The organism is Sedimenticola thiotaurini, assembly GCF_001007875.1.
Lineage (GTDB): Bacteria > Pseudomonadota > Gammaproteobacteria > Chromatiales > Chromatiaceae > Sedimenticola > Sedimenticola thiotaurini.
Map to the genome: position 1 here is coordinate 2928167 of NZ_CP011412.1, position 12150 is coordinate 2940316.

At 60.9% G+C, this 12150-nt stretch carries 9 protein-coding genes; 2 read left to right on the forward strand and 7 right to left on the reverse strand.

The genetic code is table 11. From position 1 onward, the window contains the following. Nucleotides 1-24: 24 nt before the first annotated feature. The 5 genes from AAY24_RS13425 to AAY24_RS13445 all read right to left on the reverse strand — a co-directional run bounded on the left by AAY24_RS13425 (nucleotide 25) and on the right by AAY24_RS13445 (nucleotide 5108). Entirely contained in the window at nucleotides 25-228 is a 204-nt protein-coding gene (locus AAY24_RS13425; RefSeq protein WP_046860124.1) for a SlyX family protein, read from the reverse strand. Beyond that, on the reverse strand, nucleotides 225-1328 hold the full coding sequence (zapE, locus tag AAY24_RS13430; protein WP_046860125.1) for a cell division protein ZapE: 1104 nt from the start codon (nucleotides 1326-1328) through the stop codon (nucleotides 225-227). The genes AAY24_RS13425 and zapE overlap by 4 nt, the downstream gene beginning before the upstream one ends. Nucleotides 1329-1382: 54 nt before the next feature. Beyond that, complete coding sequence (locus AAY24_RS13435; protein WP_046860126.1) at nucleotides 1383-1724, reverse strand: ArsR/SmtB family transcription factor; 342 nt, start codon at nucleotides 1722-1724, stop codon at nucleotides 1383-1385. A 15-nt stretch (nucleotides 1725-1739) separates the two neighbouring features. Continuing rightward, nucleotides 1740-2624 carry a response regulator gene (locus AAY24_RS13440; RefSeq protein WP_046861310.1) on the reverse strand — a complete coding sequence of 295 codons (885 nt, stop codon included), beginning with the start codon at nucleotides 2622-2624 and terminating at the stop codon, nucleotides 1740-1742. Nucleotides 2625-2786: 162 nt separating this feature from the next. After that, entirely contained in the window at nucleotides 2787-5108 is a 2322-nt protein-coding gene (locus AAY24_RS13445; RefSeq protein ID WP_046860127.1) for a hybrid sensor histidine kinase/response regulator, read from the reverse strand. 1 nt (nucleotide 5109) lies between these two features. Between AAY24_RS13445 and AAY24_RS13450 the strand changes: the two genes are divergently transcribed. Beyond that, entirely contained in the window at nucleotides 5110-5886 is a 777-nt protein-coding gene (locus tag AAY24_RS13450) for a pseudouridine synthase (RefSeq protein WP_335337174.1), read from the forward strand. Between the two features lie 33 nt (nucleotides 5887-5919). Here AAY24_RS13450 and AAY24_RS13455 read toward each other — a convergent pair whose 3' ends face one another. Then, nucleotides 5920-6384: a peroxiredoxin gene (locus AAY24_RS13455; protein WP_046860128.1), complete on the reverse strand. Its 465-nt coding sequence runs from the start codon at nucleotides 6382-6384 to the stop codon at nucleotides 5920-5922. Between the two features lie 210 nt (nucleotides 6385-6594). Beyond that, complete coding sequence (gene metH, locus AAY24_RS13460; RefSeq protein WP_046860129.1) at nucleotides 6595-10302, reverse strand: methionine synthase; 3708 nt, start codon at nucleotides 10300-10302, stop codon at nucleotides 6595-6597. 222 nt (nucleotides 10303-10524) lie between these two features. Between metH and AAY24_RS13465 the strand changes: the two genes are divergently transcribed. Continuing rightward, on the forward strand, nucleotides 10525-12150 hold the full coding sequence (locus tag AAY24_RS13465; protein ID WP_082117150.1) for a PAS domain-containing protein: 1626 nt from the start codon (nucleotides 10525-10527) through the stop codon (nucleotides 12148-12150).

Here is a 12150-nt window from a genome sequence, read left to right on the forward strand (position 1 = left end):
GTCGGAAGCTGGTGCGGAACCAAATCAGTAGTGCGGCGGGATTTCGGTGGCGCTGGTGCCAGTGCCGTCCGGTGGCGCCAGATTCTGCATCTGTTTATGCAGCTCCCGGATCGCCAGTTGCAGGGTGTTGAGTTGGTTTTGTAGTTGGCAGACCGTCAGGTTGAGCTCCTGAATGGCGTCTTCCTGAAATGCGAGGCGGGACTGTAAGTCGATGATTTCATTGCTCATGCCTGGTGCTCCCGTGATAGATACTCAATAGATTGCATCTCCTGCAGGCGGCTGACGGCGCGCTCAAATTCGGCACGCAACCGCTCCCCCTGGTAGAGTTGCAGCGGGCCGCTCGCCGCACTGATTATCAGTTTTACCCGTCGGTCGTAGAACTCATCCACCAGGAACACGAAGCGTCGTGCGGCGTCATCCAACTGGCTGGTCAGGGTCGGGATGTCCGAGATAATGACGGTGTGATAACAGCGCGCCAGTTCCAGGTAGTCGGCTTGGCTGCGCTGGTCGCCGCAGATAGCGAAAAAGTCGAACCAGATCAGGTCGTCAGCCACCCGCCGGACCGGAATCTCCCGTCCGTACAGGGAGATGCTGCCGCCCTCCTGGCCCGGTTCCGGGGCCAGACGTTCAAACTCTTCACAGAGTCGTCCATCCACCTCCGGTGCCAGCGGCGTGTGGTAGACCGTCGCCTGTTGCAGATAGCGCAGCCGGTAATCGGTGCTGCTGTCCAGATGGATCACCCGGGTGTGCTGTTTGATCAGCGCAATGGCCGGCAGGAAGCTGGCCCGTTGCAGACCGTTGCGGTACAGATTATCCGGTTCCGTATTGGAAGTGGTGACCAGGGTGACGCCCCGATTGAACAGAGAGGTGAGGAGTCGGGCCAGGATCATGGCATCACCGATGTCGGTGACGATAAACTCGTCCAGGCAGAGTATCCGGGTGCGGGCAGCGAGGGATTCGGCTACCTGGTCGAGCGGATCCTTGACCCCCTTGCGTCGGGCCAGGGCTTCGTGGGTATCCCGCATGAAGTGGTGAAAATGGACCCGCAACTTGTCTTTAAACGGCAGTCGGTTGAAAAACAGATCCACCAGCCAGGTCTTGCCCCGACCGACGCCTCCCCACAGGTAGAGACCGGTGACCGGTTGGCGTACCGGAGTGGCTTTCCGCATCAGCAGGCGTCGTAGCAGGTCCGGCTCAGGGGCCGGTGCGGGGGGCTGGATCAAGCGGTCGTAGAGGGCCTGGAGTTCCGCCACCACCGCTGCCTGTTGCGGGTCCGGCAGCACGTTTTCCTGCTGCAGCTGGTGTTGATAAAATTGCTCGGGTGTCATCCGGCCAAGAATACCGGATTGGCGGTAAAAATGCCCGGTCTGGGGGAGTCCAATCTAGTCCTTTTCAGGCGGGCGGCGTTCATCCAGGTTGGCCGGACAGAGCACGGTACGCATGGTGCCGATCAGAGTCAGCAACTGGCCGTTGCGAATCCGGTAATAGATGCGGTTGGCCTCCTTCCGGGAGACCACGATATGCTTGTTGCGGAGCTGCTCCAGGTGTTGCGAGATGTTGCTCTGTGAAGTCCCGGTGCGCTCTACAATCTCTCCCACCGACAGTTCATCATCGCCCAGCGAACAGAGGATTTTCCAGCGCAGCGGATGGGCCATCGCTTTCAGGGCGTTGGCCGTCAGCGTGGTGTCTTCATTTTCCAGGTCGAAGTTGTTTTGGTCACTCATGATTAACTCCAGTTACTACTCAAGGTGCATGCCGCTGCCGGGAGACCGCCCATCCGTGGTCTCCGTATCCTGGCGAACGTAGCCGCTCATGTCCTTGGCGATACAGAGAATATGGGAGATCTCTCCCTGGTCGTCCTTGATCGCTGTGCGGGAGAACAGGATCGGGATACGTCGTCCGTCGTGGCCGATGAAGCGGGCTTCGATCTGCTTCAATGCGCCGACCCGGATCAAAGCCTCCAGCCAGGTGCCCATAAAGGCGCCGGCCTGTTCGTCCCCCTCCTCTTCAAAGATATCCCCGATACCCATCCCCAGCAGCGCCTCATCGCTGTAGCCGAGCATGCGTCGCAGGGCCGGGTTGACTTCGCGGATCTTGCCTTCCGGGCTCAATACCAGCAGCGCCTCACCCATATAGTTGATGATATTTTCCAGGTGCTGTTTGGCCTGGGCCAGCTCCGCTGTGCGTTCCGCAACCTTCCGTTCCAGTTCCCGATTCAGGTCGCGCTCTTTTTCGATCAGCCGGAAATAGGTGCTGATCTTGTTGATCAGTTGGTTGTCGTCGATCGGTTTTAGCAGATAATCCACTGCGCCTACTTCATAGCCCTTCTGCTGAAACTCCTGGGTCTTGAAGGCGGCGGTAAGGAAGATGATGGGAATATCCCGGGTCTTTTTGCGAATCTTCAGCATGGAGGCGGTCTGGAAGCCGTCCATCTCCGGCATCTGGATATCCAGGATAATCAGGTCGATATGGGCGTCGCCCAGGGCAATGTCCAGCGCCTGTTGGCCGGAGGTGGCCTCCAGGATGGTCACATCCATATGCTGCTGCAACAGGGTGCGCAGGGTGAACAGGTTGTGCTCATGGTCATCCACGGCCAGGAGAGTAAAGCCGCTGTAGCGGTTCATGCGGCCCATCCCCCGGCAACCCCCTTCTGCGTCCTACCCTGGCGGGCGGTCTGCGGCCGTGAAAAATCTCTCTTCTGCCAATTTTTCATGGGATACATCCCTGTGTGGTATACCGGCGGGCGGCCTGTAGCGCTGGAAACTGTCTCTCCTGCCAATTATGCATCATCTACTGTCTGCGGCCAGGTACTGCCTCAACAGCCGGTGTAACTGGTTGCCATCGAACGGGCGTCGGATCAGGGCGTCCGCACCGGCGGCCCGGCAGGCGGCCTCAATCTCCGGGTCCGCATCGGCAAGTATGGCGATTACCGGCACCGACTGGGCCTGTTTGATGCTTTTTATCGTATCACAGCACTCTGCGCAGGGTAGAGTGATGTCAATCAATACCAGGGCGAATGGTTCATCCGCCAGCAGTTCCGCCGCCTCGGTGGCATCTTCAGCCGCCGTGACCCTGAGACCGGCCTGTTCCAGCAGAGGCGTCAGCTGCAGCAGGTTGTGCAGGTTGGCGTCCACCACCAGGATTGAATGGCGGCCCAGATAGCAGTCGATCCGATCCGACGATGCCACTGCCGCCGTCTCGTCCCGCTGGGTGGTCGTCTCCGGCGGTGGCGAAACGGGCTGGTTGGAATCCAGTGCGGCCGGCAGCAGCAGGGTGAACCGGCTGCCCTCCCCCGGGTTGCTGTGCAGACGGATCTCGCCACCCAGCAGCCGGGCCAGCTGTCGGCTGATGGTGAGTCCCAGGCCGGTACCGCCATAGCGGCGGTTGGTGGCGCCATCGGCCTGCTTGAACGCCTCAAATATCTCAGCCTGTTTTTCCGCGGGAATGCCGATGCCCTGGTCGGTGACGCTGATCTGCAGGGAGTAGGTTTCACCGGCGCTTGGATCCGCCGGCTCGGCCCGGATCAGGACCTCGCCGGATGCGGTGAACTTGACCGCGTTGGAGAGGAAGTTCTTGAGGATCTGGCGCAGTTTTTCCGGGTCGCTGATGAGCTGACCGGGGGCATTGCCGGCGATCTCCAGACGCAGCGCCAGCCCCTTGGCATCGAACTGGGGCTGGACCAGCTCCACCAGGCTGTGCAGCAGCGGCGCCAAGTGGACGGTTTCCACGTGCAGTGGGGTACGGCGCGCCTCGATGCGGGACAGATCCAGGATATTGTCGATCAGCGCCTGCAAGTCACTGCCCGCCTCATGGATCACCCGCGCCTGTTTGAGCTGCTCCTCGCTCAACCCCTGTCTGGCGTTGGCCAGCAGTTTGGAGAGCAGCAGGATGGAGTTGAGCGGTGTCTTCAACTCGTGACTGATATTGGCGAGAAACTGGGATTTATAGCGGTTGGACGCCTCCAGCTCCCGGGCATGGGCGCGCAGGTTACGGGAGTTCTGCACATGCTCCTCGGCCAGCCGGGAGAGATTGCTGCCCAACCGTTTCAGCTCCCGGGGACCCTTCCAGTTGAAGCGCACCGGCTTCTCCTGCTCCAGGATCTGCTGAATACCCTCTGTCAACTCCCGGCTCAGGCGCTCCGCCCGCTTGGCCAGCCAACGGGAGGCGAGCCAGGTGCCCAGGGTCAGCAGGAACACGATGCTCAATACCCGCAGGGTGAGGGCGTTGCGGAACTCGGCGATGGGAGAGGGATCGACCAGCCTGCCTACCCACAGTGCCCCGGACTGTTCGGTACGGAACATGGGTACCCACATGATCTGCTCGCCGCTGCCTTTCCAGAGTGCCGGTTTCTCCTGTGCAAACAGTGACTCCAGTCCCGGGTAACGGGTGAAGGCGTCACCACTGGGTGCGCCGGGGGCCGGTATCTCCAGGAACTCGCCGTCATTGTTGACCCACAGGGTATCCCGGTAGAAGCGGGCGATACCACCCACGTCGATATTCAGCATCACCACGCCGATGATGGCACCGTTCTCCCGGTTGATGATCGGGGTCAGCAGACGCAGGGTCATGAAACGGCGTGGGTCCAGGGCGCCGGCATCCGGGTTGAGGCTGAGGGCGCTGACCAGCACCCGGCCCGGTTCGGCCTGCAGGGCGGCCTCGATCAGGGCCTTCGGTGCGCGGCCGGGACGTTTTACCGTGGGTTGCCAGGACTGATCATCCGGATCCCGGTCGAGCCAGAACCGCTCATCGCCCTGGGTGTCGAGAAACACGATCTGCACGATATCCAGCTGTTCATGGAGGATCTGGTTGATCCACTGGATATAACGGGTGCGGGCCAGATCGATATTCTGCTCGTTGTCGTTTTCCTTCTGGTTCCCCAGTACCGCGCCCGGCTCGGGTAATTTGGCCAGCAGGCGGACCATTTCGTGACGGCTGGCCAGATGCTGATCCAGGTCGCGGAAATCGGCACGCAGGTTCTGCAGATGGGCCTTCTGATAAAACAGGTCCATGCGCTCCAGCACCAATGGCAGATTGATCACCACTGCAATCAGCAACGGAGTCAGGGCGAGGGCAAAAAAGAACAGCAGTATCTGGGTGCGGAATTTCACGTTGTCTGGCCAAGCGGATGCCGTTCCCGGCACATTAACCCATGCCGTTGTGATCCGCAAAGTGTGGCATGATGCGCCGATGGGTGAGCTGACGATCCTGTACCAGGATGAACACTACATCGCGGTGGATAAACCGGCCGGGCTGCTGGTGCATCGGACCCGTATCTCGGAGGACAACCGCTTTGTCCTTCAGCTGCTGCGTGATCAGATCGGCCGCCGGGTCTACCCGGTGCATCGGCTGGACCGGCCCACTTCCGGAGTGCTGGTGTTTGCTCTTGATTCCGATGCAGCACGGCGCCTGGTGCAGCTGTTTGAGCAGCGCCAGGTGGAGAAGCGCTACCTGGCGGTGGTGCGGGGTTATACGGATCAGGCGGCGCTGATCGATTATCCCCTGCGGGAGGAGCCGCATAAGCCCGCTCAGGCGGCAGTGACCGGTTATCGCCGGCTGGCTACCGTGGAGTTGCCGATCGCCGTGGGGCGCTATGCCACGGCCCGTTACTCGTTGCTGGAAGTACGTCCGGCCACCGGGCGCATGCATCAGATCCGTAAACATATGAAGCACATCTTCCACCCGATTGTCGGGGATACCACCCACGGTGACGGGCGGCATAACCAGCTGTTCCGGGAGCAGTTCGGGATCTATCGGCTGCTGCTGATGGCTACCGGGTTGGAGTTCCGGCACCCCTACAGCGGGGTGGATCTCTCCATTGCGGCTGCTCCCGATGGGGAGCTGAAGGGGTTGTTTGAGCGTCTGGGGTTTGCCGGGGAAACCGAATGATTCAAGCCATCCCTGGCGTTCGGAAGCGGCTGTCTAGAGCGCCTTCACCAGTTCCAGCACGGCACGGGCGTGGCCTTTCGGTTTTACGTCGTAAAGGGCGTGGCGGATGATGCCCTGTTTGTCAATCACGAAGGTGGAGCGCACAATCACCATGCGCTTCTCCCCATGGGCCTCCTTTTCCGCCCAGACGTGATAGTCCTGGCACAGCGTGCCGTCGATATCGGCCAGCAGCCCGATGGTCAGGCCGTTGTTGTCCCGGAAGTCCCCATGGCTGAGGCAGTTGTCCATGCTGACACCCAGGATATCCGTATCCAGTGACTGGAACTCATCCATCAGGTCGGAGAACTCCAGCGCCTCGATGGTACAGCCGGGTGTGTTGTCTTTGGGGTAAAAATAGAGCACCAGATTGCGCTTGCCCAGATAGTCACTGAGCTCGGATTTTTCCAGGTCCGCGTTGGGCAGGGCAAAATCCGGCGCGGGATCGCCGACTTTCAGCATGGTTCCTCCTCAGGGGTCAGGTCACTCTTGTTTTGGCCCTTGAATCTATTGCCCTTCCTGCGGTACGTCAACCTCCAGTTTGTTAGTGTAATCCGGGCCGAACGGGGTTCGTTTGCGGAGCTGTCTCAGGTGGGCGTGTGGCAGGTCGTTCCACCCGCCTGGCAGCGCTTAACGGGACGGTTTTGTCCCAGCCCGATTCGGGCTGATTGATCAAGTTGAGGCGACCTCCGGGTCGTAACCGAGATTGGGCGCCAGCCAGCGTTCCACTTCGTCCAGCGTCATCTGTTTGCGTTCGGCGTAGTCCGCTACCTGGTCCCGGGCCAGCTTGCCGACGGCAAAATAGCGTGCCTCCGGGTGGCTGAAGTAGAGACCGCTGACTGCCGCGGTGGGTACCATGGCCATCGATTCAGTCAGCCAGATGCCGGCCTGCTCCTCCACGTCGAGCAAGTTCCACAGGGTGCGCTTTTCGGTGTGATCCGGGGTGGCCGGATAACCGATGGCGGGTCGAATGCCCTGGTAGCGCTCCTTGAGCAGCTCCCGGGTCTCCAGCGCCTCATCGGCCGCATAGCCCCAGAATTCCCGCCTTACCCGCAGATGGAGCAGTTCCGCCAGCGCTTCGGCCAGCCGGTCGGCCAGCGCCTTGAGCATGATGGCGCTGTAGTCGTCGTGGGCCGCCTCGAACTCCGCCACCTTCTGATCGATACCGATGCCGGCACTGCAGGCAAAGCCGCCGATATAGTCTTTCACGCCGCTCTCCTGCGGGGCGATAAAATCGGCCAGGCAGTCGTTGTAGCGACCCGCCGGCTGTTTGCCCTGCTTGCGCAGGAAATGGAAGCGGGCGGCGACTTCGGTGCGTGCCTCGTCCTGGTAGACCGTGACATCATCGCCATGGCTGCTGGCCGGCAGGATGCCGATCACTGCATTGGCCTGCAGCCATTTCTGCTCGATGATCTGGTTCAGCATCGCCTGGGCGTCGGCAAACAGCTTGCGCGCCTCCTCGCCCTTGTGCTCATCCTGCAGGATTTTCGGGTAGCTGCCCCGCAGTTCCCAGGCGTGGAAGAAGAAGGTCCAGTCGATCAGGGGCACCAGGCTGGCCAGGTCGATATCCTCCAGCAGGTGAATGCCGGTGTTGGCCGGAACCGGTGGCTGGTAGCTGTTCCAGTCGATCGGTATCCGGTTGGCCCGTGCCTCCGCCAGGGGGATCAGGTTGCGGTTCTCCTGCTGGCTGGTGCGGCGGGCCTGGGCGTCGGCGTACTCGCTCTCTACCTGGCTGATATAGGCGTCCCGCCGATCGCTGGAGAGCAGGTTGCTGGCCACACCCACGGCGCGGGAGGCGTCCGGTACGTAGATCGAAGGGCCGCTGTAGCGCGGATGGATCTTCACCGCGGTGTGGATCAGAGAGGTGGTGGCGCCGCCGATCAGCAGCGGGATGCGCATCCCCAGCCGCTCCATCTCCCGGGCGATATGGGCCATCTCCTCCAGGGAGGGGGTGATCAGACCGGACAGGCCGATAATGTCAACCTGGTGTTCCGCCGCCTTCTGCAAAATGGTCTCGGCCGGCACCATGACACCCAGATCGATCACCTCATAGCTGTTGCATTGCAGGACCACGCCGACAATGTTCTTGCCGATGTCATGCACATCTCCTTTCACCGTGGCGAGCAGAATGCGACCCACCGGCTGACTGTTTTCGACGCTTTTCTCCGACTGCAGAAAGGGCTCCAGATAGGCAACCGCCCGCTTCATGACCCGGGCTGATTTAACCACCTGGGGCAGGAACATCTTGCCGGCGCCAAACAGATCGCCGACCCGGTTCATGCCGTCCATCAGGGGCCCTTCAATCACCTCCAGCGAGCGTTCCACCTCCTGGCGGGCCGCCTCGGTATCCTCTTCGATATACTCGGTAATGCCCTTCACCAGGGCGTGCTCCAGGCGCTTAGCCACCGGCCAGCCACGCCAGGCCAGATCCTCTTTCTGTTCCGCCACGGCACCATCGCCCCGGTATTTCTCAGCGATCTCCAGCAGCCGTTCAGTGCCGTCAGGACGGCGATTCAGGATCACATCCTCGACCCGTTCCCGCAGCTCCGCCGGCAGGTCGTCGTAGATGGCCAGCTGTCCGGCATTGACAATGCCCATGGTGAGACCGGCCCGGATAGCGTGATAGAGGAACACCGCATGGATCGCTTCACGCACCGGGTTGTTACCCCGGAACGAGAAGGAGACGTTGGAGATGCCACCGGAGACCAGGGCGTAGGGCAGGGTGGCGGTAATCTGCCGGGTCGCCTCGATAAAGTCGACGCCGTAGTTGTTGTGCTCCTCGATGCCGGTGGCGACGGCGAACACATTGGGATCGAAAATAATATCTTCCGGTGGAAAGCCCACCTGTTCGGTCAGCAGACGGTAGGCGCGGGTACAGATGCTCACTTTGCGCTCCAGGGTATCTGCCTGCCCCTCTTCGTCGAAGGCCATCACCACGGCGGCGGCGCCATAGCGTCGAATCAGGGTGGCCTGGCGCAGGAAGTTCTCCTCCCCCTCTTTCATGGAGATAGAGTTCACCACCCCCTTGCCCTGGATACACTTGAGACCCGCTTCCAGCACCTCCCACTTGGAGGAGTCCACCATGATCGGCACCTTGGCGATGTCCGGTTCGGTGGCGATCAGGTTGAGGAAGCGGATCATCGCCGCCTTCGAGTCGAGCATCGCCTCGTCCATGTTGACGTCGATGATCTGGGCGCCGTTCTCCACCTGCTGACGGCAGATCTCCAGCGCCGTGTCGTACTGCTCTTCCATGATCAGCCGCTTGAACTTGATGGAGCCGGTGACATTGGCCCGCTCGCCCACATTCACGAACAGGCTGTCCCGGGTGATGGTCTGGGGCTCCAGGCCGGACAGCCGGCAGGCCCGTTCAATCTCCGGCAACTGGCGCGGTGGCAGGCCGTTGATCGCCGCTGCCATGGCGCGGATATGCTCCGGTGTGGTGCCACAGCAGCCGCCGACGATGTTCAGGAAGCCGCTGGTGGCCCACTCGCGGATCTGTTGGGCCATCTCATCGGGCCCCAGGTCATACTGGCCGAACTCGTTCGGCAGCCCGGCGTTGGGGTGGGCCGATACGTGGGTCTCCGAGATGCGGGACAGCTCCTCCACATACTGGCGCAACTGGTCCGGCCCCAGGGCGCAATTGAGGCCGATGGAAAGAGGGCGGGCATGGCGCAGAGCGTTGTAGAACGCCTCGGTGGTCTGGCCGGAGAGGGTGCGCCCGGAGGCGTCCGTGATGGTGCCGGAGATCATTACCGGCAGCCGCACTCCGTCCTCCTCATACACCTGCTCAACGGCAAAGATGGCTGCCTTGGCATTCAGGGTATCGAAGATGGTCTCGATCAGGATGATGTCACTGCCCCCCTCGATCAGCCCCCGGGTCGCTTCTGCATAGGCAGTTACCAGGTCATCGAAAGTGATGTTGCGGAAGCCGGGATCGTTGACATCCGGGGAGAGGGAGCAGGTGCGGTTGGTCGGGCCCAGTATTCCGGCCACAAAGCGCGGATGCTCCGGGGTGCTGAGCGCATCAGCCGCTTGCCGGGCCAGCCGGGCGGCGGCGCTATTTATCTCCTGGCTCAGGGACTCCATCTGATAGTCCGCCAGAGAGATGCGATTGGCACCAAAAGTGTTGGTTTCGATTATGTCCGCACCGGCCTCCAGATAGGCCCGGTGGATGCCCCCGATCAACTCCGGCTGGGTGATGGAGAGCAGGTCATTGTTGCCTTTCAGATCGCAGGGCCAGTCGGCAAAACGTTCGCCCCGATAGTCCGACTCCTGGGGATCGTGGCGCTGGATCATTGTGCCCATGGCGCCATCCAGGAGCAGAATGCGCTGTTGCAGCAGGGAGTGGAGTTGTGCGATTCGGTCTTCGGGTCGGTTCATGGAGCGCTCAGTAGCCAAGTAGACGGAACCGGCTATTATAGGACGCGCTGGCGCCGAAGTGGAGACAGTGGCTGTGAAAGGCGGTTAATTGTTGTTGTTAAAGGAAAAAGTGTTCCGGAAAAGGGAGTTTGTTTGACCTGTCACAAGAAAATAATCCATTATGGAGTCGGAAAGGGATACACTTTATCTTCTGTCGCGGTCAGCTAATAAAGCATAAGAAATATGTCGCTAATAAGGTATTTGCTACTGCTGTTTCTGGTTGTCAACACCAGTAGCCCGGCAGTAGCGGAAGTGGTTCGGGTTGGGATTCACGATAAACCTCCTCTCTCGCTGGTCGATGATCAGGGCGGAGTTCAGGGCTTTGTGGTGGATCTGCTGGACCTGATGGCAGTCGAAGAGGGTTGGGATCTGGAGTATGTCCCCTGCAGCTGGGATGAGTGCAACAACCTGCTGTCTCTGGGGGAGATCGACATGCTGACCCCGATCTCATCCAGCGAGGCCAAACAGCGCCGGCTCGACTATAACCGGGAGAGCCTCTATGTGAACTGGGGCCAGATCGTCATGGCCGGCAAGGATGTGATCAAGTCGCCCCTGGACCTGGCAAACAAGACGGTAGTGGCGCTCTCCAGTGATCCCCATTTTGCCGACCTCAAGGAGTTGGCGGCCCGTTTTGATATCCGTGTACGGTTTCTCGAGGTGGGGGACTACGAATCGGTGCTGGCCTGGGTGGATCATGGCCCGGTGGACGCGGGACTGGTGCCACGCACGTTTGACTTGGCCGGATTCAAGCAGTATCCCCTGATCAAATCCTCGGTGATTTTTAACCCCTCTGAGATCCGTATCGCCCTGTCGCCGCTGAAAGGCCAGATCCCCAATGCCAAGCTGATTCAGCGGCTCGATTACCATTTGACCCGCATGAAAGGTGATCGCTCATCTGCTTTTTACCAGGCCCAGGAACGCTGGTTCCGGGACAAGGACAAGACGGAAATCCCCGAGTGGCTGCGTTGGGTGCTGCTGTTACTGCTGTTGCTGTTGCTGCTGCTGGCCGGCGGTGTGATGGTGCTGCGGCGTCAGGTACGGTTGCGTACCGGTGAGATCCGTGAAGTGAATGAACGCTTCGCGGCCTTTATGAAACACCTGCCCGGCATCGCCTATATGAAGTCCGCCGCCGGACAGTTCCTGTTCGTCAATCCGGCCTGGGAACGGACCAACCATTTGAACGAGGCGGCGGTGCTGGGCCGCAGCGCGGCGGAGATCTGGCCGGACCGGGATCTCTCCACCTGGGCGCAGGATGAACGCATGGCGTTGGAGTCGGGACGGGTGGTGGAGAGCACGGAGGTTCACCCCTGGGGCGAACGGCCCAGCCAGTGGCAGATGATACGGTTTCCCATTGTTGGTCAAACCGGTGAAACCGAGATGGTGGGTGGTATCGGGCTGGACGTAACGGCCCAGAAAGAGACCGCCCGGGAGCTGAAACACCTGCATCACCAGTTGCAACTGCTGCTGGAATCGGCCGGAGATGGTATCTGTGGACTCAATGGCCTGGGACGCTGCACCTTTGCCAATTCGGCCGCGCTGGAGATGCTTGGCTACACCCGGGAAGAGCTGACCGGAGCCAAGTTCCATGATCTGGTTCAGCACACCCGGGCGGACGAGACCCCCTATCCGGAGGATGAGTCGCCGCTCTACGGCGCCTATCACCAGGGCCGCCAGGCCCATGTTGAAGATGGCGTGTTCTGGCACGGCGAGGGTTATCGTCTGGCGGTGGAGTACTCCGCTTACCCGATCGCCAATGGCGGCGACATGCCCGGAGCGGTGGTGATCTTCCGGCCGGCCCGCAGCAACTGA